General features: G+C 42.0%; 21 protein-coding genes and 1 tRNA gene. 11 read left to right on the top strand and 11 right to left on the bottom strand.

Going from position 1 to position 21,196, the window contains the following annotated elements:
- Window positions 1-89: 89 nt before the first annotated feature.
- Together KNQ06_RS05355 and KNQ06_RS05350 are read left to right on the top strand one after the other, a co-directional pair.
- A complete protein-coding gene (locus tag KNQ06_RS05355; RefSeq protein ID WP_064299704.1) occupies window positions 90-932 on the top strand; it encodes a transporter substrate-binding domain-containing protein in 843 nt (280 codons plus the stop codon).
- Between the two features lie 2 nt (window positions 933-934).
- Window positions 935-1,612: an amino acid ABC transporter permease gene (locus KNQ06_RS05350; RefSeq protein ID WP_149427553.1), complete on the top strand. Its 678-nt coding sequence runs from the start codon at window positions 935-937 to the stop codon at window positions 1,610-1,612.
- Between the two features lie 81 nt (window positions 1,613-1,693).
- On the opposite strand, the gene KNQ06_RS05345 is transcribed toward KNQ06_RS05350, so the two are convergent.
- Window positions 1,694-3,535 (bottom strand): putative bifunctional diguanylate cyclase/phosphodiesterase, encoded by a 1,842-nt coding sequence (locus KNQ06_RS05345; RefSeq protein WP_432277371.1) that lies wholly within the window; start codon window positions 3,533-3,535, stop codon window positions 1,694-1,696.
- 145 nt (window positions 3,536-3,680) lie between these two features.
- Between KNQ06_RS05345 and KNQ06_RS05340 the strand changes: the two genes are divergently transcribed.
- The gene (locus tag KNQ06_RS05340) at window positions 3,681-4,310 is read left to right on the top strand and encodes an FMN-dependent NADH-azoreductase (RefSeq protein WP_214770599.1); all 630 of its coding nucleotides are present in this window, start codon (window positions 3,681-3,683) and stop codon (window positions 4,308-4,310) included.
- Here the strand turns inward: KNQ06_RS05340 and KNQ06_RS05335 are convergent.
- From KNQ06_RS05335 to KNQ06_RS05310, 6 genes are all read right to left on the bottom strand, one after another.
- Entirely contained in the window at window positions 4,307-5,182 is an 876-nt protein-coding gene (locus KNQ06_RS05335; RefSeq protein ID WP_214723507.1) for a helix-turn-helix domain-containing protein, read from the bottom strand. The two genes, KNQ06_RS05340 and KNQ06_RS05335, sit on opposite strands and share 4 nt — an antisense overlap.
- Before the next feature lie 28 nt (window positions 5,183-5,210).
- Window positions 5,211-6,077, bottom strand: coding sequence for a helix-turn-helix domain-containing protein (locus KNQ06_RS05330; RefSeq protein ID WP_215147482.1), 867 nt, complete (start codon window positions 6,075-6,077; stop codon window positions 5,211-5,213).
- A gap of 38 nt (window positions 6,078-6,115) precedes the next feature.
- Entirely contained in the window at window positions 6,116-6,997 is an 882-nt protein-coding gene (locus KNQ06_RS05325) for a helix-turn-helix domain-containing protein (RefSeq protein WP_214723511.1), read from the bottom strand.
- 83 nt (window positions 6,998-7,080) lie between these two features.
- A complete protein-coding gene (locus KNQ06_RS05320; RefSeq protein WP_215147481.1) occupies window positions 7,081-7,971 on the bottom strand; it encodes a helix-turn-helix domain-containing protein in 891 nt (296 codons plus the stop codon).
- A gap of 7 nt (window positions 7,972-7,978) precedes the next feature.
- Window positions 7,979-8,866: a helix-turn-helix domain-containing protein gene (locus tag KNQ06_RS05315; RefSeq protein ID WP_214723516.1), complete on the bottom strand. Its 888-nt coding sequence runs from the start codon at window positions 8,864-8,866 to the stop codon at window positions 7,979-7,981.
- Between the two features lie 89 nt (window positions 8,867-8,955).
- Window positions 8,956-9,026: transfer RNA gene (locus KNQ06_RS05310), tRNA-Thr, on the bottom strand.
- A 437-nt stretch (window positions 9,027-9,463) separates the two neighbouring features.
- Between KNQ06_RS05310 and KNQ06_RS05305 the strand changes: the two genes are divergently transcribed.
- Window positions 9,464-10,639, top strand: a complete 1,176-nt coding sequence (locus tag KNQ06_RS05305; RefSeq protein WP_214723518.1) for a MalY/PatB family protein — start codon at window positions 9,464-9,466, stop codon at window positions 10,637-10,639.
- Window positions 10,640-10,899: 260 nt separating this feature from the next.
- Window positions 10,900-12,372 (top strand): sodium/proline symporter PutP, encoded by a 1,473-nt coding sequence (putP, locus tag KNQ06_RS05300; protein WP_214723520.1) that lies wholly within the window; start codon window positions 10,900-10,902, stop codon window positions 12,370-12,372.
- Window positions 12,373-12,428: 56 nt separating this feature from the next.
- Here putP and KNQ06_RS05295 read toward each other — a convergent pair whose 3' ends face one another.
- A complete protein-coding gene (locus tag KNQ06_RS05295; protein ID WP_214723522.1) occupies window positions 12,429-13,220 on the bottom strand; it encodes a class I SAM-dependent methyltransferase in 792 nt (263 codons plus the stop codon).
- A 41-nt stretch (window positions 13,221-13,261) separates the two neighbouring features.
- The gene (locus tag KNQ06_RS05290; protein ID WP_023468579.1) at window positions 13,262-13,576 is read right to left on the bottom strand and encodes a hypothetical protein; all 315 of its coding nucleotides are present in this window, start codon (window positions 13,574-13,576) and stop codon (window positions 13,262-13,264) included.
- Window positions 13,577-13,780: 204 nt separating this feature from the next.
- Between KNQ06_RS05290 and KNQ06_RS05285 the strand changes: the two genes are divergently transcribed.
- The 3 genes from KNQ06_RS05285 to KNQ06_RS05275 all read left to right on the top strand — a co-directional run bounded on the left by KNQ06_RS05285 (window position 13,781) and on the right by KNQ06_RS05275 (window position 15,503).
- Entirely contained in the window at window positions 13,781-14,263 is a 483-nt protein-coding gene (locus tag KNQ06_RS05285) for a GNAT family N-acetyltransferase (RefSeq protein WP_064299696.1), read from the top strand.
- Window positions 14,264-14,389: 126 nt separating this feature from the next.
- Window positions 14,390-15,088, top strand: coding sequence for a queuosine precursor transporter (locus tag KNQ06_RS05280; protein ID WP_029341956.1), 699 nt, complete (start codon window positions 14,390-14,392; stop codon window positions 15,086-15,088).
- Between the two features lie 58 nt (window positions 15,089-15,146).
- Window positions 15,147-15,503 carry a PilZ domain-containing protein gene (locus tag KNQ06_RS05275; RefSeq protein WP_195864839.1) on the top strand — a complete coding sequence of 119 codons (357 nt, stop codon included), beginning with the start codon at window positions 15,147-15,149 and terminating at the stop codon, window positions 15,501-15,503.
- A gap of 236 nt (window positions 15,504-15,739) precedes the next feature.
- On the opposite strand, the gene KNQ06_RS05270 is transcribed toward KNQ06_RS05275, so the two are convergent.
- On the bottom strand, window positions 15,740-17,410 hold the full coding sequence (locus tag KNQ06_RS05270) for a glycoside hydrolase family 13 protein (RefSeq protein WP_215147480.1): 1,671 nt from the start codon (window positions 17,408-17,410) through the stop codon (window positions 15,740-15,742).
- Between the two features lie 224 nt (window positions 17,411-17,634).
- Between KNQ06_RS05270 and KNQ06_RS05265 the strand changes: the two genes are divergently transcribed.
- The 3 genes from KNQ06_RS05265 to KNQ06_RS05255 are packed head-to-tail and all read left to right on the top strand — an operon-like array spanning window position 17,635 to window position 19,568.
- Window positions 17,635-18,252: a hypothetical protein gene (locus KNQ06_RS05265; RefSeq protein WP_064299693.1), complete on the top strand. Its 618-nt coding sequence runs from the start codon at window positions 17,635-17,637 to the stop codon at window positions 18,250-18,252.
- A gap of 48 nt (window positions 18,253-18,300) precedes the next feature.
- Entirely contained in the window at window positions 18,301-19,095 is a 795-nt protein-coding gene (locus tag KNQ06_RS05260) for a thymidylate synthase (RefSeq protein ID WP_214723526.1), read from the top strand.
- Window positions 19,092-19,568: a dihydrofolate reductase gene (locus KNQ06_RS05255; RefSeq protein WP_064299692.1), complete on the top strand. Its 477-nt coding sequence runs from the start codon at window positions 19,092-19,094 to the stop codon at window positions 19,566-19,568. The genes KNQ06_RS05260 and KNQ06_RS05255 overlap by 4 nt, the downstream gene beginning before the upstream one ends.
- A 51-nt stretch (window positions 19,569-19,619) precedes the next feature.
- Here KNQ06_RS05255 and KNQ06_RS05250 read toward each other — a convergent pair whose 3' ends face one another.
- Entirely contained in the window at window positions 19,620-21,137 is a 1,518-nt protein-coding gene (locus KNQ06_RS05250) for a GGDEF domain-containing protein (protein ID WP_215147479.1), read from the bottom strand.
- Between the last annotated feature and the right edge of the window lie 59 nt (window positions 21,138-21,196).

Genomic DNA, 21,196 nt, shown 5'->3' with positions numbered 1-21,196 from the left:
CGTATTACTTTGCCCGAACATATGATTCCGTGGTATTTTTAACTATGAAAAGAGTTATTGATCATGGAAATAAAGAGAGGAATAATACGATGAAAAAAACAATGCAATTTACGGGTCTCTTGATCGCAGGAAGCTCGATTTTATTAAGCGCATGTGGTCAGCAAGAGGAGAAGGCAACCGCATATGATAAGATTCAAAAAGAAGGAACGATCGTCGTCGCGACGGCTGGTACACTTTTTCCGACATCTTATCATGAAGAGAAAAACAATAAGTTGACTGGATTTGATGTCGAAGTCGTCAAAGAAGTAGCAAAACGTCTTGATTTGAAAGTGAAATTCAAAGAGATGTCATTCGACGGTATGTTGACAAGTGTCAATACGGGTCAAGTTGATCTTGCCGCTAACGACATTACGATCACCGATGATCGTAAAGAAAAATTCGCGTTCTCAAAACCATATAAATATACGTATGGTACGGCAATCGTCCGTAAAAGTGATTTGTCAGGCATCAAGTCTCTTGAAGACTTAAAAGGGAAAAAAGCTGCCGGAGAAGCTACAACGACGTATATGCAAATCGCTAAAAAATTCGGTGCAAAAGAAGTCACGTACGATAACGCGACGAACGATCAATATCTACGAGATGTCTCAAATGGTCGAACAGACGTTATCTTGAATGATTACTACTTGCAAACACTCGCTGTCGATTTCTTCAAGGACTTCGATATTACGATTCATCCTGATATCGCTTATAATCCAAGTCAGGTTGGTTTAATCATGGATTTAGATAACAAGGAACTTCAATCCAACATTAACGAACAACTCGATAAAATGAAGGAAGATGGCACATTAAAGGAAATTTCGAAGCAATTCTATGCCGGAAAAGATGTCTCCCAAATGCCTGACGTCAAAACGACGATCGTCGATGTGAACTAACGATGTCTTCAATTGATTGGCGGTCCGTCTTCAATCCGGAATTGGCGGTCGAATCGTTTCCTTATATTTTGAGTGGACTGGGACAGACGCTATGGATTTCCTTGCTCAGCATGGTCATTGGTCTCGGAATCGGGTTAATCCTTGCCCTTTGCCGTCTGTCTCACCTTCGACTTTTACGCATCGGAGCGAGCGCTTATATCTCGTTCATGCGTGGTGTTCCGATTCTCGTGTTGCTGTTCATGTTGTATTTTGGACTGCCGGTCATCAATATTCAACTTGACGCGTTAACAGCAGCCATCACCGGTTTTAGTTTGAACAGTGCTGCGTACATGGCGGAGATCATTCGCTCCTCCTTGTTGTCGATTGATCGTGGTCAAGAAGAGGCGTCAGCGTCACTCGGTTTATCCAGGTATCGGACGTTTGTCGGCATCATTTTGCCACAAGCGATCCGGATTGCCATCCCACCACTCTCAAACGTTTTGCTTGATCTGGTTAAAGCTTCATCGCTTGCTGCCATGATTACAGTTCCTGAGATTTTTCAAAAAGCAAAAATCGTCGGTGGGCGCGAATTCGATTATATGACCGTCTATTTTGTCGTTGCGTTCATTTACTGGGGAATCTGTTCTTGTATCGCAGTCATTCAAGAGGTTCTCGAACGTCGTTTTGCGCGGTATCTGTGATTCATTGATATACAGTTATACAAACAGGCGATGGACTATGTCCATCGCCTGTTTCCTTTCTTTTTTTGATATACCATATCGTCAGCCTTCTCGATATATCGTCAAAAAGTGTTCTAATTGTCTTGGTTGTAACGGGCGATGGAAGAGATATCCTTGCAACGTATGACATCCCAATCGCTCGAGCAATACCGCCTCTTCTTCTAATTCAATCCCTTCAGCTACAATTGTCATATCTAATCGCTTTCCTAACTGAATGATCGTCTCGATCATTGCTCGTTTCTTCTCTGAATGAATGGCTTCTTGAACGATTTCTTTTGGAATCTTCAATTGATCGAACGGTAACTCCACTAACGATTGCATCGATGAGAATCCCGTTCCGAAGTCATCGAGCGCAATCCGGATCCCGTATAAATGAAGTGCGTTTAATGTCTCGATGATTTGCTCTGTTCCTTCAATGAAGATGTGTTCTGTCATCTCGATTTCGAGTAATGACGGAGGGAAGCCAGACTGTTTTAAAATCCCCAATACGCGATCCATAAAATCGGGTTGACGTAATTCCCACGGTGAGACATTCACAGAAATCGTTAACGGCTCCTTCCCCTCTTCCAACCATGCTTTTCCTTGGAAACAAGCTTGACGCATGACCCAAACGCCTAATGTCTCAATGAAACGTGTCCGCTCCGCAAGTGGAATGAACTCATTTGGCGGAACGAGACCATATTCCGGATGATTCCAACGAATCAATGCTTCGACTCCTGTAATTTGACGCGTTTTTGCATTGACCTGAGGTTGAAATAAAATAAAAAAGTCGCGATCCAGCTCTGCATCGTATAAGTCGCGTGTTAATTGAAGCGCCCGTTTTCGTTCATTTTGTGTCGCTAAATCTGTAATTGCATACGTATTTTTCCGATTGGATTTAGCTGTGAATAAGGCAATCTCCGCATCATTAATGACATGGTCCGTCGTTTCGTCATTTACATAGGAAACACCGATACTTGCAGTGACGTTAATCTGTTTAAAGTCAATTTGAACGCGCTCTGATACACTCGATAAAATATCGTCACAAAGAGTTCGTGCATCGTAATGGTTTGGAGCATGCAGTAAAAAAGCACTTCCACTCGCTTTCGCAATCGTACAATCTGAAAAGCGATTCATTAACCGACGACCAATGATGTGCAAAGTGCGGTCACCTGTCCGGTAACCAAAAGCATCATTGACGGTTTTAAAATCATCCAGATCAACAAGACAAATCATGTCGCCTTCTCGTTTTTTCTTGTCCACTTCTATGACAAAAGAAGAACGGTTCGACAAACCTGTCACAGTATCCGTAAATGCTTGTTCTTGCAAACGTGCTAAGTAGTCAATATTACGTTCAAGACGGGTGACGTATTGATTGTGGATTAATAAACTGATGATCGTCGCAATTAAGATAAGTCCAATTCGTGCGATATGATCAGATGCAAACATCGTAACGTTTTCTAATGAAGGGGTTTGATACCAGATATAGAGTAAGGAGATCGTCGTGATGCTCGTTGCGTATAACAACATCGTTCGGTTAATAACAACAAGAGACGCTAAAATAAAAAGTAGTGCGCATGCCCAAACGGACTGAACACCTCGATCAATGAATGGATAATAAATATAAGGAATCAATAAAAAAATACTCGACATCATATGTGGCTTCAATCGATCCGACAATGTACTTTTACCGATAAAATATTGCACGATTCCAGCACTTGCAATGACGATTGCTCGCACCCAATCGTCTCCATCTAAACCGGAGCGACTGAATATATTCGCCACGATGTATAAAACGGCACCACAACTCGTCAACACAAAAATGATCATCCCGAACAACTGATAATTTGCTCGAATTTCTCGATGATATTGCAGACTATTGGAAGAACGTCGCTGTGTATTCACCGCCATCCCCTCTTTCTAGTTCCTGTCGTTTATTTTCCTTATCAGAACCAAAATAAAACCTGAATTTTCTAAAAATAATAAAATATTGGGAAGTCATGATTTTAAGTAGAATGGGAATAGAGAGGTATAGAAAGGAGTAATGATTATGTCACATTTACTATTCATTGAAGCGAACGATAGCACACATCAAAAAAAAGGCATTAGCTCTGAATTGAACGATGCCTTTTTGAACGCGTATCGTGAAACACATCCGGATGATACAGTTACGGTTTTAAATTTATTTGAAGAACGTCTTCCCTTCTTCGATTTGAAACTGGCGAGCGCGGCAGGTCGCCTCTTTAAAGGCGAGGAATTAACTGGAGAGGATGCGACACATGCACAGCGACTTCAGGAGTATTTAAACGGTTTCTTAGATGCCGATAAGGTCGTCTTCTCATTTCCGATGTGGAACTTGACGGTTCCGGCACCGCTGCACAATTATATGGATTACCTTGCTCAAGCTGGTCAAACATTTCGTTATACGGCCGAAGGTTCGATTGGACTTGTTGAAGACAAACAAGTCCTGTTGATTCATTCACGCGGTGGTGATTACTCGACGAAAGAGAAAGCACCGAGTGAACACGCTGTTCGCTACATGCTCGATCTATTGGCATTTTTCGGCATTGAGGATGTATCGACTGTCATTCTCGAGGGACATCAGCAATATCCGAAACGTGCCTCTGAATTAATCGAACAAGCACTTCAAGAATGCCGACAATTCGGTCGTTCGTTCTAAGTTGGGAAGAGAATGTACTCTGCATGTTCTTCAAGAAGCAGTTTTTCATGAAGTGGCATATCAAATGCACGAAATACGGAATAGGCCATCGTAAAATCACGTTGGATAGCAGAAAGATCTCCATTCAATTGTTGAGTGAAATATCCTCGCTGATAATAAAAGTGACCTAAGAAATGAGCATCTTCTATTTGAAGACTCTCTTGAATACCTTGTTCGGTGATTTTTAGACCGGCAAGGTATTTTTTTTGCATTAATAATTGTTGTCCATAATTATATAAAATCTTGATGCGAACTTTTTTCAATTCAACGGATGGATAATTCGAATGAATCAATGTTTGAAAGATACTCTCCGCTAAATCGAAGTCACCGTGTTCAACATACAAATTTGCTATCGCCATCTGAATTCTTACATACAGAGTAGCTGATTCAAACCAAAGGTGTTCTTTTTTGAGTAATCGTCCGAGCGATTGAATGGCTTTTAGGTAGTGAAGTTGACCACTTTTTTCCTGAACGATGACTTGATAATATGCTACTAAATCACGAACTTCCTCAAAATCAACCGTTGAAAGAACATGTTCGATCATCTTTAAAGCATCAACGTATTGATTAGTCCGCAATAGTTCTGCTAATTGTTCGTCATACGTTTGAAAAACATCACTTCGTAAATGATCTTGAAACAACATCGACAATGGTACCTTTAATCGTTTTGCGACTTGTTGTAGCAAATCGATGGTGGGTGAATTTTTACCATTTTCGATTTTACTGATTTCAGCTTGGCTACAAATGCCCTCACACAATTCTGCTTGTGTAATCTTTTTTTCTTTTCGAAGCCGCTTGATTTCATAACCAATTGAGACGGGTAAGTGATCCATTATATCATCCTTTCTTTCACTTCCGTCCTCACATTTGAAAGTGGAGAAATTGTTTTTTACCTTTTAAGACTAACGCGGCATGATTCTCATTGCCGAAGGCAGTAAAAAGTGAATAGGCATGAGTAAACGCATCATGGATATCACACTTTGGATAATTCAATTCTTCATAGAAACATCCTCTTTGATAAAAGAAATGTCCTAACATCGCTGTATCTTTTCGTTCGACGGATAAACGAATTCCTTGTTCAGTAACCTGTAATCCTGTTTTAAAGTCATTTTGAAAATACAACTGTTGCGCATGATTATATATGATTTTACACTGTAATTTTTTAAGTGCATATGTCGAATAATCATACGATAATAATCCTTCATAGATTTTTCGCGCATATGGATATTGACCGTTCAAGTAATAATAGTTCGCAACCGACATTCGAATACGTAAATAAAGAACAGGATACTCTATTTCCATTTGGTGTTCATCCGATAAGCGAAGCAATTGGGAGATACATGTCCGGTAATCAATATCTTTTTTACCTTCGCGAGCGACCCATTCAAAATAATGAATCAATAATTGAACGGAAGGAGGAAGACTAGGTGGTAAACGTTTCATAAATTCTAGCATTTCATCATAACGACGTTGCCTAGAAAAGTCCGACAGTTGTACGTCATAGTCATGAAATAGCTTTACTTCATTTGAATCGATGAAGATTTGTCCCATTGAAATATGTAACTTTTGAGACAAACGTTGAACAAGATCGATTGTTGGGATTATTTTTCCATTTTCAATCTTACTTAATTCCGCTTGACTACATACATCCTTTGCCAATTCTTTTTGTGTTAAATTTTTCTCGATTCGTAGTTGTTTTATCTGTTTACCAAATGACTCGATACGCAACCTTTCCTCCTCCTTTCTTGTATTTTTTAGTCATGATCTTAGTCCAGTACAGATTGTAAATATGAACCTTTCGTTTTTAGAACGATAGTAGCGTATTGTTTCATCTGAAAAGCAGAGAATAATTCATACGCCATCGTATAATCATGTTTCATCTGCATAAAATTCGTATCCATCCGTTCATGAAACTCGCCACGTTGATAATACAAGTGTGCTAAGTAGGAAGTCTGTCTCAATTGTCGACTGAGCTGTATGCCTTCCTCGATGATACGAAGACCCTTTTGAGGCTGATCCATTTTATATAATAATTTTGCATAGTTATAAAGAATCTTTAGTCGTTCACTCTTTAGACCGCTGATTTCTGTAGTAATGCGTAATACTTCATCATATATTTTTTCTGCTTGTTGGTACTGTCCGCATTCCGCATATAAAATGGATAATGCCATCTTGATTCGAAAGTAAAGCACCGGATCTTTCACCCATAAATCCTCTTGATCCATCCATCGCGTAAATAAAACGGAGGTCGTTCGATAATCAACTTGTTTTTTTCGATATGCAATCACAATTTCATAGTAGGTCATTAATCGTCTTATTTCATCAGAAGATTCACTTACTGAGATTTTTTTCATTTCATGAAAACATTCATCGAAAGCATTCTCGCGTAGTAAGGTACTAAGTTTTTGATCAAGGATATTTACCTGCTCCAATTGATGTTCAGAATTGCTCTTTAATAATTCTGATATAGGAATACGAAGTACTGTTGCGAGTTGTTGTAATAATTCCACAGTCGGCATCGTCTTCCCGTTCTCGATCTTACTAATTTCAGCTTGACTACAAATCCCTGCACTCAGTTCTTTTTGCGATAACCCCTTCAATTGTCGAAAAAATTTGAGTTTCTTACCAATAGAATGTTCGTCCTTCATCTCATCACCTCTTTAAAATAAACGAGTTGCACTTTTCATGAAAAAACCTCCTTGTTTACCAAGAAGGTCACGTATCCTTTTTATTAATTCTCAAAAGTGAACAACATATACGACTCCTTCATGCGAAGAATCATTTTCTTTCGAACGTCGTGCTCAAATGCATGAAATAGTGCATAGGCGACTGAATATTGTTTTTGGAGTGACTTCTCATCCTCACCTAAGTATTCATCATAGTGAGCGAGTTGATAATAAAAATGACCGAATAGAAATGTATGATTATGCAACAAGCATAACTCATATCCTTTTTTGGCGATGACGATACTTTCCTCAGACTTCCCTTGGTACTCAAGGATCTGACAATGATTGAAGTAAATTTTCAATAGCGCATTTAGATGGGTATTGGACTGAAGAACTTCGATTTCATTTTCTAATTCCTGATACACGGATTCCGTTAAATGAAATAAATCCTGCTCTGAATACATATTCGCAATTGCCATTTTGATTCGAATGTACAATTGAATGGACTGAGACCAGACTTCTTTTTCAATCAACAAGTTGCTGAGTAGGCTTGCTGCTGCCCGAAAATCGATTCGATTTTGCTTTAATTCAATGATCGTCTTGATGTAGCTTTTTAAAATGTCGATTTCGACGATGCTATCCTTTTCTTGCTGGTGAATTCGCTCTAACGCCTCTTTGTATTTCTCTTCTCGAAGCAAATCGGATAAGAAGCGATCTAGTTGAAAGAACTTTTCCTCATCGGTATGTTCTTGAAACAACAAAGAGATGGGAACTTGCAACCTTACAGCAAGTTGTTTTATTAATTCCACAGTCGGAGAATTTAACCCGTTTTCAATTTTACTAATTTCAGCTTGACTACATAAATCAACACATAGTTCTTTTTGAGTCATTTGCTTTTCGATACGAAATTGTTTGATTTTTGTACCAATCGATGAAGTTAAAGTATTCATCTCCATCGTTTATTCACTCACTTTCATTAATCGGAAATAAGAGGTGTTCAGAAAAATAGGTTTCAAGGATTTTTAGATAAGAGTGACTCTGAGTAGCAATGAAAAAAGAATAAGCGGTCGTATACGCTTCCTTTGTTTCTGATTCAGATCCTTTTAACGCCTCTAATAAAATTCCTTTTTGAAAATAAAACTGTCCAAGATACGTTAAATCCTGCAATTGTTTTGTCTCTTCGATGACCTTTTCAACTTCCTGCAGCCCTTCTTCGAATCGTTCAAACTCTACTAAATTACGTATGAAATTATACATGATCTTCATTCGAATTTTTTTATATTCTCTTGTTTGATAAGGTAAGCCTAATAGTTCCTTATAAATTTGATGGGCACGACTATATTCTTCGTGGTTCGTATACAGAACAGCAATCACCATCTGAATTCGTGTATAAAGAAGAAAGGATTTGTCTTTGACCTGTTCCTGTCTGACAACTTGTAATAAGGAGGCGATACATGTCCGAAAATCAATATTTCCTCTTTCATAGTCTAGTAATTCTTGGTGGTAGCGAATTAAAATTTGAGTTTCAACCGCATTATTAACGTTCTCATATTTTGCTAAGTCTTTTGCCATATCTGAATACGTTTTTTCACGCAAATGCCGAATCATTCGTTGGTCTATCTCATTTAACTTTTGTGATACGATTTCATCTTCAAAAAACAATGAAATCGGGATGCGTAATCTTCGACAAATCAGCTGTAACAAATCAATCGTTGGGGAATTTCGACCATTTTCGATTTTACTGATTTCAGCCTGACTACAAATTCCTTCACAAAGTGCTTTTTGTGTCATTCCTTGTTTTTTTCGTTCTTGCTTGATCTTATCACCAACAGAATGAATGACTGGATGCATAGAGGTCACTCCTCAAATCAAAAATATCGAACTCATGAAAAAAGTCTTCCGTTTCAAGTATATATCACTTGAGACGGAAGACGTGTCTATGCTTCCGGCGAGAATCGAACTCGCACTGCAGCATTACCATTGCTGAGGTCTGCCATTAACCTACGGAAGCTTGTAAAACCTAATTCTAGTATAACTTATAGAAAAAGACAAAACAAGAAGTCGATGCTTTTCAGCTCAACTTCTTGTCACTAATTTACAGTGTAGTTTTCGTTAGCGAGTTATCATAGACGACTAAAACTGAATAATGTTCATCCGCTTTAGACGCAACAAATGTTGAAAATTTTAATGTAATGATGGCGTTTGATCCGACCCCATTATTTTCAAAAAATTCATTTAGTCTCTCCTCTAATTCCTCAGGCGATCGCCCGACGACTACTTTAGAATGCAACATGATCATCACTCCGTTTCATTATGGTAGGTTCGAGTTTAGTAATTGCCTGATCATATAAATGTTAAACCTTTATTTTTTCGACTTGCCCCACTCTCTCTCTATCCGCTATGGTGAAATGGAGTCATTCAACTATTGAAGAACAGGAGTGAAGTCTGATGGAACAAATCAATTTTGATGAAACGATCGAGAAACGAAATACAGGATCCGTCAAGTGGGACGGGCTCCCTTCGCTATATGGATCAGATGAGCTAATTCCAATGTGGGTCGCCGACATGGACGTCCGTCCACCCCACCATTTGACAGAACGATTGACTAGACGTGCTGCTACAGGTCATTTCGGTTACTCGATGTTTGAAGACGAAGCCAAACGAGCAATTCAACAATGGTTTCAAAAGCGATATGACGTCACAATCACTACTGATTCCATTCTCTACTCAAGTGGTGTTGTTCCAGGACTTGCACATACGGTCCTCGCACTGACGGAACCGAGTGATGAAATCATCATCCAGACACCTGTCTATCCTCCATTTCATCAAATCATTCAGTCTAATCAACGACAACTCATTGAAAATCCGCTTCTTTTAGACGGAGAGACGTACCAGACTGACTTTTCACTTCTCGAACGACAAATGCGAACAGCACGTATGATGATTCTTTGTAGCCCGCATAATCCAAGCGGTAAAGTCTATCCGAGAGAAGAATTACAACAAATCGTCGAACTCGCGAAGCAACATGATGTTTATCTTGTATCCGATGAGATTCATGCGGACCTCGTCTATACAGGTTCCGTGCACACGCCCATTCTCGGTTTGGATTATGAAAAACTCATTTTAGTGAGTGCACCATCCAAAACGTTCAATATTCCGGGTCTCTATGCGTCTTATCTAATCGTACCTGACATCTCGATTCGTCAACAGATCGAACGTGTCCAACAACGTCATTTCGTTCACCCGAATGCATTGGCTTCGACTGCGATTTCAGTAGCGTATGGTGATGCTATGAGTGAGCAATGGCTGTCACAATTACTTGTGTATTTAGAAGGAAATCGTGACCATGCCATCCGTCGGATTCGCCAAGAGATGCCAAAATTAGACGTTGTCATTCCAGAAGCAACTTTCCTGTTGTGGATCAACTTCAAAGCACTCGAACTAGATAGTAAAACACGAGCAGATTGGCTCGTCAAGGAGGCAAAAATCGCTCTAACGCACGGTTCTTCGTTCGGATCTGGTGGAGAAACATTTGAACGTTTAAATATCGGGTGTCCTCGTGCACAATTAGATCAGGCATTAGACCGTTTAAGCGCCGCATACCAACGGTTTTGGACCAATTAACATCACATAAATGATCCTAATTTATTAGGATCATTTATGTTTTATTAAATTATTCAGAACATTTCGAGTAGTAGAACTTTAACAGGGACTAAAACCGTCCCGACCCCTTAAGGCACTAGGCGTGGCGGCACTTTTCATGAAAATGAAGTGACTTGCAAAGTCGTTTTATCCCCTGTAAGGTGGGGAACATATCATTTGGCGAACAAGTCAATACATGCTTGATCGCTGAAAAAACTATTGCATTTGGAGGATTTAACTTTATGACGCAAGAATGGATTTCGATCATCCTGTATCTTGTTCTCATGTTGGCAATCGGTTATTTTGCCTACAAGCGAACGACGAATACAGAAGATTACATGTTAGGCGGACGCGATCTCGGTCCAGGTGTCACAGCACTCTCTGCTGGTGCATCGGATATGAGTGGATGGATGCTCATGGGACTTCCCGGCGCCATGTATGCAACAGGTGTATCAGCCCTTTGGCTCGCACTCGGTTTATTGATTGGATGTTACGTAAACTATATCGTACTCGCACCACGTTTCCGTCTCTATACGGAAATGGCAAACGACTCAATTACGATCCCTGATTTCTTAGAGAATCGCTTTGAAGACAAATCACGCGTGCTTCGTACCGTATCGGCACTCGTTATCATCATTTTCTTCACGTTCTACACATCAGCTGGAATCGTATCTGGCGGAAAATTGTTCGTCAGCTCATTTGGATTTGATTACCACTATGGTATGCTCTTGACGATTGCGGTCGTAATCGCCTACACACTTTTCGGCGGTTTTCTCGCAGTTAGTTGGACCGATTTCGTCCAGGGCTGTATCATGTTCATCGCACTCGTTCTCGTACCAATCGTCGCATTGACAGACGTTGGTGGAATCGATGGTGCCTACAATTACGCTGAAAAATTAGACCCTTCGTTGTTTGATCCACTTAAAGGAACAACGATTCTTGGAATCATCGGTTTCCTAGCTTGGGGACTTGGTTACTTCGGTCAACCCCATATCATCGTCCGCTTTATGGCGATTCGTTCTGTTAAAGATTTAAAAAGTGCCCGTCGCATCGGGATCGGTTGGATGTTCGTCTCTATCATCGGTGCGATGATGACTGGTCTTGTCGGGATCGCTTATTTCGAAGGACAAGGCAATGGACTCGGTGATCCGGAAACAGTCTTCATCCGTTTCTCGGATGTCCTATTCCACCCGTATATCACAGGATTCTTGATGGCTGCGATTCTTGCAGCGATCATGTCGACGATTTCATCACAATTGCTCGTTACTTCGAGTGCGTTGACAGAAGATTTTTATAAGACGTTCTTGAAAAAAGACGCATCGGATAAAGAACTCGTCCTGACAGGTCGAATTGCCGTTCTTGTCGTTGCCGTCATCGCAAGTATTCTCGCGTGGAACCCATCAGCGACGATTCTTGCACTTGTCGGTTATGCATGGGCTGGATTCGGTTCTGCCTTTGGTCCAATCATCTTGCTTTCTCTTTACTGGAAACGGATGACGAAACAAGGCGCACTAGCTGGTATTATCTCAGGTGCCTTGACTGTCATCATCTGGGTTCAACTCGGACTCAGTACGACGCTTTATGAAATGGTACCTGGATTCTTCACAAGCTTGATCTTTACGGTCGTTGTCAGCTTGATGACGAAACAACCGGTCAATGCCGTTCAGGAAACGTTTGAAGAGATGGAAGACGAATTAAAAGACGCAGTTCAATAATCAGCGAATTACAAAAAAGACCTCTGCCGAAACATCGGCAGAGGTCTTTTTTTGACTTACAATTCAATTACGCCATAATGCAACTTCGACGTCTTCCGCTTTGTTCGTTCGAACCCAAACCGTTCAAACAAGGGACTTTCATAATGTGCTTTTAAAACGATGCGCTGACGTGCCACACGCTTCGCCTCCACCATCGCTTCCTCGGATAAGGCTTCATAATTCGCAAGCGTTCGTAAAGCGTCGAGATGCGTCGATTCTTCGACGGTCTGTTCGAACATAGGATCAAAGTAGATGACATCAAAGGAATTATCCGGACATTCTTTCAAATAGGCGAGATGGTGTTTGACTCTCACTTCAATTCGTCGCATCGCTTGATTGATCGGTTCGTAGGATTCTTCCCACCGTTTTAATCCGTTCTTGACGACAAATGCTGTCTCAACCCGACTTTCTAACCCGATGATCCGCCCCCGCTCTCCGATGGCATGACTCATGACGATGGCATCTGCTCCAAGACCAAGTGTGCAGTCAAGCACACGCATCCCTTCCGATAAGCGTCCGATCGCAATGAGAGGGTCGCCTCCACCTGCATCAATTTGTTTGATGCGAAACACCGCACTCGAAGGATGGAAAAAGAACGATGTCGTCTCGCCTAATGGATATAAATCAAGCCGTTGTTTATCGACGACAAGCACCGGTAATCCTGTCTCCTGTTGCAAGTGTTCTATGCTTTTTTTCTGACGCACGACGTAGATAAAATGTATCGTCTCATCCGCTAACAACTGCTTCACACGATGATGCACGTCGTCAGTCGGACGAAGACATGTCGTCAGTCCAATGGTTGGTTTCATAATGTGTTCCTCCACAAAAAAATAAGCTAGCCGGAGCTAGCTCATTTCTTTTTCTTCAATAATCCTTCGATATCTTCAATCAATGCTTTTTTCGAAATCAGGTCTTCTTGCTTTTCCTGTTCGACTTTTGCATCGACCGTCGTCCGCTTCATGAGTGCCTGAAGCGTCTCATCAATGCTTGACTTCAAATGATCGCGGTCTTCTTTATTAAGGGAAAGATCATGTTGAACTTCATCCCCTTGTTCATCTAATTGGCGTAAGCGTTCCGTCAATTGTTTCGCTTCACGATTCAAGTCCGAATACAATCGTTCGATTTGCTCTAGACGCAATTTGATTCCGTCACGTTCTGTGAACACGTTTTCCAGCCCCTTCCAGTATGCAGTTGTCTACATCATTACTTTACCATATTCCGAGGTAATTAAAACAATCACAAGATGATTACAGAATGACTTTTTTTAGATTTCTTCCTGCGGATCGATTCCAGTTAATTTTTGCAATTGCACGGAGGGTATCGCTATAATGTAAACGAAGCATCAATTGGGATGAGGGAGGATTTTGTGATGGAATTGAGACGTCGAACATTACGTCATGTCGATCAAGCTGAGTATGATCATTTCTTGAAGTATGGCGAGCAAGCATATGGACTGACTCCGCAAGAAATCAAAGGGTATGACCATGAGCTTGGAGAAGAGCGGGCTTTTGATTCCGTCGAGCACAGTTATCCTGAAGATTATTACTTTGATATCGTTGAAGCAGATACGATCGTGGGGCGGGTTCTGCTCTTAAAAATGGGTCACTACTTCCAACTCGACTTCATGGTGTTTGATCCCTATACGCGTCGGGGTCTAGCTACTCAAGCAGTTGCTGAAGCATTGACGTATTCCGGGGTACTAGATCGTCACGAAGTACGCGCGCGTGTCCTTGAACAATCTCCACACGCTTCGTTTGCAAAACGCATTTTGGAAGCGAATGATTTTACGTCGACAGAGAACTATTACGTCAAAGGAAGACGTCGTCGGTACTCTCTGCAACGAATGGGCTAAAGACCGTCCGAAAGACCATGAAACTTATGGTCTTTTTTTAATGCCCCTCATCTCTTCATCACCTTTGACAGTTGATGAATTTCAGCGTACAATTTTCATCTGTATGAACAGAAAGGAGTATATCTCATGAACGAATGGTTATGGATCCCTTCCATTTTTTTAACGATGGGATTATTGATTTTCAGTTATTATTTATTTGGTAAGACAGGATTGTTGATGTGGATTGCCATCGCAACAATCATTGCAAACATCCAAGTTACACAAACCGTTGATATTTTCGGTTTCGTCTTTACGTTAGGGAACGTCGTGTATGGCAGTTGTTATCTAGCGACAGATATCCTCAATGAAAAATACGGAAAACAGGTCGCTCGTAAAGGCGTCTATATGGGGTTCTTCTCCCTGATCACGACGACCGTTCTCATGCAGTTCAGTCTCTTATATACACCACTTGCTGATAAGGCTGCACTCGAAACATCCGATTCCTTGCATTTATTGTTTGGACTTTTACCATGGATTGCTGTCGGTAGTCTTGCCGCTTATCTTGTCTCGCAACTATTCGATGTCTTTATTTATTCAAAAATCCGTCAGAAGACAGGCGAACGTAAGCTTTGGTTACGGACGACAGGGTCAACTGTATTAAGTCAATTGCTTGATACGTTGACGTTTTGTGCGATTGCCTTTCACGATATGCCCTTCTCCATCTGGTGGCAAATCTTCATTACGACGTATCTCGCGAAATTCGTTGTCGCTTGGTTCGCGACACCATTCATGTATTTAGCAAAACGTATCCATCCGACGAAACAATCGACAGACGCTGCTGCATGACCAAAAAAAACTAGAAGACTTGACGAAATTGTCGGATAATGGGATTGGAGGTGCCTACATGAAAATCAAACGGAATGAACCCTTTCGATATACGCTGAAAAAACCAATAACAGGTGAATTTCATTTATTGAAAAATGATCAGCGTACTCCTAATGGACTGATGAAAATTCATAATATCTCACCGAACGGACTAGCAATCAGCACAGAACTAAAACTTCCACTCCTCAAATCAATGAAAATCGTTGTTGAGTTCTCATTGATCGAGGGTCAAGAACCTTTGTGCATCGAAGGTCAGTTATTGCATGAGAAGCCAGTGGGGCCCGAAAGACTGTATGGCATCCGCCTCAATCCGTCAACGACTGATCGTGATACGATCATCGCTCAGGTTAAACAAGTCGCTCAATTGGAGCGATAATTTATAAGGAAAAGGTGGCAGATCATCATTCTGCCACCCTTTCCTTGTAAAAAAATGACGCGTCACACGCAACTTCTATAGGAACAGCGCATTTATGCGCTTCAAAGACAAACAAGACCCGCTTTCCTGCTTGAATGAAGCAGGAAAGCGGGTCTTGGTGTCTCGCCTGAGAAAGGGGCGTGAAAAGACGCGTCATTCTTTTTTTGAGTCAGCCCTCTGTTTTATGCCTAGATGAATCAACCTTCAAACGTACGGAAGACGATGGCCTCATAAGGTCGAAGTGTGAGTTCGTCGGTAACAACGGCCCCATCATAGTTTCCGATGACGCGGTCTGACGTATCATGCGTAGACGGAATATTCACATCATGATCCGCAAACGAACAGTAGACATACCATGTCTCCCCTTCAAGCGTTCGTGAGTAGGCGTATACTTCTGGATGATCTTCGAGTAAGAGTTCATAGCGACCATAGACGACGAGCTCATGGTCATGTCGTAGACGAATCAACTGTTGATAGTAATAAAAGATGGATTGCTCATCTGCAAGCGCCTGTTCGACGTTGATTTCCGGATAGTTCGGATTGACCTTCAACCATGGTGTTCCCGTTGAGAAACCAGCGTTCTCCGACGCATCCCACTGCATCGGTGTCCGCGCATTGTCACGTCCTTTGACATGGATGGAACGTAGTAGTTCAGCCGGTGATGCTCCTTGTTCCGTACGTTCTTTCCACATGTTCCGAATTTCGATATCTTCATAGTCCGCAATGTCTTCAAAAGCGACGTTCGTCATGCCGATTTCCTCGCCTTGATAGATATATGGCGTCCCTTTTAACAAATGCAATAATGTAGCAAGCATTTTAGCTGACTCGACGCGGTACGTCGTGTCATTTCCGAATCGACTGACGACGCGGGGTTGATCGTGGTTGTTCCAATAGAGCGAGTTCCAACCCGTCTCATGTAAGGCCGTCTGCCATTTTGTGAAGTTTTGCTTGAGTTTGAGTAAATCAAACGGAATGACGTCCCATTTCCCGTTCGGACCTGAATCGAGATCCATATGTTCGAACGTAAAGACCATGTTGACCTCTTTACGTGCCGGATCCGTGTAAAGGATGGCATCATCCGTCGTCGCTCCTGGCATCTCACCGACTGTCAGGACATCGTATTTACCGAAGGAAGCTTCGTTCATCTCGTGTAAAAACTCATGGACACGTGGTCCATTGATATAATGTTCTCCACCATCTCCATACAGTGCTCCTGGATGGACCGTCGCATCTGGTAAGCCGGGTGTCTTCGAAATCAAGTTGATGACATCCATTCGGAAACCATCAATCCCTCGATCCAACCAACGACGAATCATCCCGTACACATCGTGACGCATCTGCTCATTTTCCCAGTTCAAGTCAGGCTGCTTCTTCGAGAATAAGTGTAAGTAATACTCATTCGTTGTTTTATCATATTCCCAGGCAGGTCCAGAGAAAATCGATCCCCAGTTGTTTGGTAGCGAACCGTCTGGATTTGCCGGGCGCCACATATAATAATCCCGATATGGATTGTCCTTGCTTTGACGCGACTCCGCGAACCACTGATGTTCATCTGACGAATGATTGATGACGAGGTCCATGACGATTTTGATATCTCGTGCATGTGCCTCATCTAGAAGACGATCAAAATCATCCATCGTCCCGAATTCCTTCATGATGGCTTCATAATCACGAATATCATAGCCATTATCGTCATTCGGTGAATCATAGACAGGACTTAGCCAAATGACGTCGATACCAAGTGTCTTCAAATAATCTAACTTTTCGATGATTCCGTTCAAGTCACCGATTCCATCCCCATTCGAATCATTATAACTACGTGGGTAAATTTGATAAACGACACTATCATGCCACCATTTACGTTCCATCCTCAACACTCTCCTCTTTTATGTACGTAACGTGCTACATATTGAGCAAACGATTGCATCAATTTGTAAAAGCGCTTTCAATTATCACAACGTCATCTTAACATGTCCATGAGAGGTGCTCAAGCAAGAACCTTAACATATTTGATATCATGAAATATGAAATCCAAGTGTTTACTACATCCAAGATGATGGGAAAGAAAGGTATGAGAAAGGAGTGTGGACAAATGTATCGTCGATATTTGCTCTTCCTTGTCTGGGCGATTGCTATTGTCTTCATCTTATTATTTGGAAATAATCGTGTCTTTCCAGAAGGTTTCTTGATTTCGTTTTTACGTTTCGACCAAAGTCAATTTGATACATCCGCGTTAAGTTTATTTGCCTTACTCGGTATTTATCCGTTCGCTTTCTTTTTACTATTTCTAGATGAGAAACGATTCATGCGCCCCGGACCGCTCGTCGCAAGTATTGGATCGTTCTTCTTAGGTGCCTTCGTGTTGATGCCTTATGTCGCCCTCGCTATTCCAAGGAAAACGTTTCTTCCTTTTCGTCGTCGCGGGTGGATTCCTACCGTCGTCGCCTTACTTAGCGTCGTGACGACATTATTGCTTTGGATTGCTCTTGCTCGATCTGATTGGAGTATATTCCGCATCTACTTTGAGACCAATCAATTCGTTCGAACGATGACCGTCGATTTGTTATTATTCTACATTCTGCAAGTCTATCTGCTCCGGCGCATTCGTGTTCGGAATGCACAATCATTAGAGTGGCAAGACGTGATTCCGCTCTTTGGCTTATTTCGTTATCTATTCGCAAGACATTTACCGACATCCTCAAAATCTTAATTTATGTTACAATGAAATTTGGATTTTTCGAAAAGGAGATGTCATCCGATGGAACAATATCATGCACTTTGCGAACACATTTTGGAACACGGAACAAAAAAGGAAGACCGGACGGGAACGGGAACACTCAGCGTGTTTGGTCACCAAATGCGCTTCTCCCTTCAAGATGGCTTTCCTCTCATTACGACGAAAAAGTTACATATGAAGTCGATCATCCATGAGTTGATTTGGTTCATCTCGGGTGATACGAATATTCGTTATCTTCAGGAAAATGGTGTGCGGATTTGGAACGAATGGGCAGATGAGAACGGAGATCTAGGTCCTGTTTACGGAGCACAATGGCGCTCTTTTCCACGTCCAAATGGCACGACGGTCGATCAGCTGGCACAAGTCATTGAACAGATCAAAACGAATCCGGATTCTCGTCGTTTGATCGTCAGTGCTTGGAATCCTGGACAAGTTGATGAGATGGCGTTACCACCTTGTCATCTCTTGTTCCAATTTTATGTCGCTGACGGAAAACTATCATGCCAATTGTATCAACGTTCAGCTGATGTTTTCCTAGGCGTACCATTTAATATTGCATCTTATGCGTTACTGACACATATGATTGCTCATGTGTGTGGACTTGAGGTTGGTGACTTCGTTCATACGCTCGGTGACGCTCATATCTATTCAAATCATATTGAACAAGTTAATCTTCAGTTGACGCGTACCCCGAAAAAATTACCGACGCTGCGCTTCGCTCGAACAGTCGATCGTATCGAAGACTTCCGCTTCGAAGACATCATCATTGAAGGCTATGATCCTGATCCGCACATTAAAGGTGTGGTAGCCGTATGATCACACATATCGTAGCGTATACAAAAAATCATGTCATCGGTCGTGACAATGCGATGCCTTGGCACCTTCCAGCTGATTTAGCTCACTTCAAACGTACGACGATTGGCAAACCGATCATCATGGGACGAAAGACGTTCGAATCCATCGGACGACCGTTGCCCGGTCGAGAGAACATCGTCATTACGCGCGATCAGACGTTTGCAGCCGAAGGTGTAACGGTATGGCATGATCTATCTGCTTTACAACCATACGTCGATTCAGAAGAAGAAGTCTTTTTGATTGGTGGTGGAGAGTTGTTTGCTCAAACGCTTCCTCTTGCTCGCCGCCTGTATGTCACTGAAATTGATACGGTTCTTTCTGGAGATGTACATTATCCCGAAATCCCATCTTCATTTCAGATTACTTCCGAAACACATTATGATGCGGTCGAGGGAAACGATTATCCGTTCATCATTCGTCGATATGATCAGTAACTAAAAAACAGCCACATTGCTCCGTATGACGGACAAATGTGGCTGTTTTTTTTAAGGAATTTGCATGATCCATTCAGCAATCCATTCCTCCATATCAGAATCGATCTGTGAGGTCATGATATAGTCTGTCGCACCGCATGATAACGCCTTGGCTAAACGATCGTCTTCTTGATCTGTCACGACCAAAGCATCAATGATCGATTCCCGTTGTTGTCTCCACTCCTCTAATCGTACAAAGTTCTCGCTTGCTAACTGATCGAGTGAAAGAATCGCCAATTGTATTGGCGACGTCCGTTGATCATCTAGCGGAATCACCTCAATATGGTATTTCGGATGATCCGGCATATCAAGCGTATGTACCTGTTTAAGGAATCCTTCCTCGACACGGATATAGACTGGTATTTTTTCGATCGATATCGCTGTCGAATAGGACACCACTTGATTACGACCATTACGTTTCGCTTGATATAGAGCTTCATCTGCCTCTGCTGTTGCTTGCGCCAGGGATGTGTGGAGATCAAAAGCAAAGGAGAGACCAATCGAAACTGTTACTTTTAATCCGTTCGCAAAAATATGGCGCTCGACACGCTCGCGAATTTTATTCATACTCGCAACTGCTTGCGGTACTGTTTCTGCTGAAAACAATAAGATGAATTCCTCACCACCGAAACGAATGAATTCATCATCGAGACGAGCGGCTTGTTGAACGACGGTAGCTAGTTCGGAGAGGACCAAATCCCCCGTTGGATGTCCATGTAAATCATTGATCCGCTTAAAATGATCGATATCAAAAATCGCTAACCCAAATGTCCGCTGTTCACGTTCGAGACGTGCTACGCGACGATCATAGGCACTTTGGAGGTATTTCCGGTTATAAGCTCCCGTCAGTTCATCGACCAAGATCGTCGAAGATACGACCCTTAATTTTCGTAATAGTCTCGCTAGACGAACATGTCGTTCTTCATTCGTCACTGTCTCATCCCAGTAGTCATCAGCTCCCATCTCATAGCTGACTTGACGAATGTCAGACCGGTTCGGACCTACGATGATGACGGGAACGAATGCTGACTCCATTTGTTTGATCAGTTTTTGAGTCAACTCTAAGGATTCCGCGATAGATGCATGGTCGATGATGACAGCATCCATAGCAATATCATGTGATATCGACAACGTGTCTTCCACCGAACTGAAGAATCGTGACATATAGCGCTCCTGTTCGAGCGATTTCTTCCATTTGATATTCTCAAGAAAACGTCTTGTCACAGTGACGACCAATTCTTTTCGAATCCGATTGGCGCGTGAGCGTTCAGACAACTGATCGATGATTGGCCGCAGTAATTCTTTAACGATCGGCTGAGTGATGACCGCATTCATTTGTTCCCACGTCGCTTTTTCCCGACTCACTTGATCGGCAAGTCCTTTAAACAGTTCCTCTCTCCCGAGCCCTTCAAGCCAGCTTGCTAATGCGAGCAATTCTGTCCGTGGCACGGTCGGCATCCGAAGTAACGTCTCCACCATGATGATCGTCTGTTGCAGTTGTTTTTCTATCCGTTTTCGACTCCGTTCCATCCAATCCCCTCTCTTTCCATACATCCGAAGAACCGTCCTCGGATAAAGAGAAAGCGAGG

Source organism: Exiguobacterium sp. s91 (genome assembly GCF_018618915.1).
GTDB lineage: Bacteria > Bacillota > Bacilli > Exiguobacteriales > Exiguobacteriaceae > Exiguobacterium_A > Exiguobacterium_A abrahamii.
The sequence above is the reverse complement of the archived record's forward strand: the minus strand, read 5'-3'. Positions and strand labels throughout refer to the sequence as shown.

Coding starts and splice junctions, on each gene's coding strand:
- KNQ06_RS05355 (WP_064299704.1), top strand. CDS start 90: ATGAAAAAAACAATGCAATTTACGGGTCTCTTGATCGCAGGAAGCTCG.
- KNQ06_RS05350 (WP_149427553.1), top strand. CDS start 935: ATGTCTTCAATTGATTGGCGGTCCGTCTTCAATCCGGAATTGGCGGTC.
- KNQ06_RS05340 (WP_214770599.1), top strand. CDS start 3,681: ATGTCACATTTACTATTCATTGAAGCGAACGATAGCACACATCAAAAA.
- KNQ06_RS05335 (WP_214723507.1), bottom strand. CDS start 5,182: ATGGATCACTTACCCGTCTCAATTGGTTATGAAATCAAGCGGCTTCGA.
- KNQ06_RS05325 (WP_214723511.1), bottom strand. CDS start 6,997: ATGAAGGACGAACATTCTATTGGTAAGAAACTCAAATTTTTTCGACAA.
- KNQ06_RS05320 (WP_215147481.1), bottom strand. CDS start 7,971: ATGGAGATGAATACTTTAACTTCATCGATTGGTACAAAAATCAAACAA.
- KNQ06_RS05315 (WP_214723516.1), bottom strand. CDS start 8,866: ATGCATCCAGTCATTCATTCTGTTGGTGATAAGATCAAGCAAGAACGA.
- KNQ06_RS05305 (WP_214723518.1), top strand. CDS start 9,464: ATGGAACAAATCAATTTTGATGAAACGATCGAGAAACGAAATACAGGA.
- putP (WP_214723520.1), top strand. CDS start 10,900: ATGACGCAAGAATGGATTTCGATCATCCTGTATCTTGTTCTCATGTTG.
- KNQ06_RS05295 (WP_214723522.1), bottom strand. CDS start 13,220: ATGAAACCAACCATTGGACTGACGACATGTCTTCGTCCGACTGACGAC.
- KNQ06_RS05285 (WP_064299696.1), top strand. CDS start 13,781: ATGGAATTGAGACGTCGAACATTACGTCATGTCGATCAAGCTGAGTAT.
- KNQ06_RS05280 (WP_029341956.1), top strand. CDS start 14,390: ATGAACGAATGGTTATGGATCCCTTCCATTTTTTTAACGATGGGATTA.
- KNQ06_RS05275 (WP_195864839.1), top strand. CDS start 15,147: ATGAAAATCAAACGGAATGAACCCTTTCGATATACGCTGAAAAAACCA.
- KNQ06_RS05270 (WP_215147480.1), bottom strand. CDS start 17,410: ATGGAACGTAAATGGTGGCATGATAGTGTCGTTTATCAAATTTACCCA.
- KNQ06_RS05265 (WP_064299693.1), top strand. CDS start 17,635: ATGTATCGTCGATATTTGCTCTTCCTTGTCTGGGCGATTGCTATTGTC.
- KNQ06_RS05260 (WP_214723526.1), top strand. CDS start 18,301: ATGGAACAATATCATGCACTTTGCGAACACATTTTGGAACACGGAACA.
- KNQ06_RS05255 (WP_064299692.1), top strand. CDS start 19,092: ATGATCACACATATCGTAGCGTATACAAAAAATCATGTCATCGGTCGT.
- KNQ06_RS05250 (WP_215147479.1), bottom strand. CDS start 21,137: ATGGAACGGAGTCGAAAACGGATAGAAAAACAACTGCAACAGACGATC.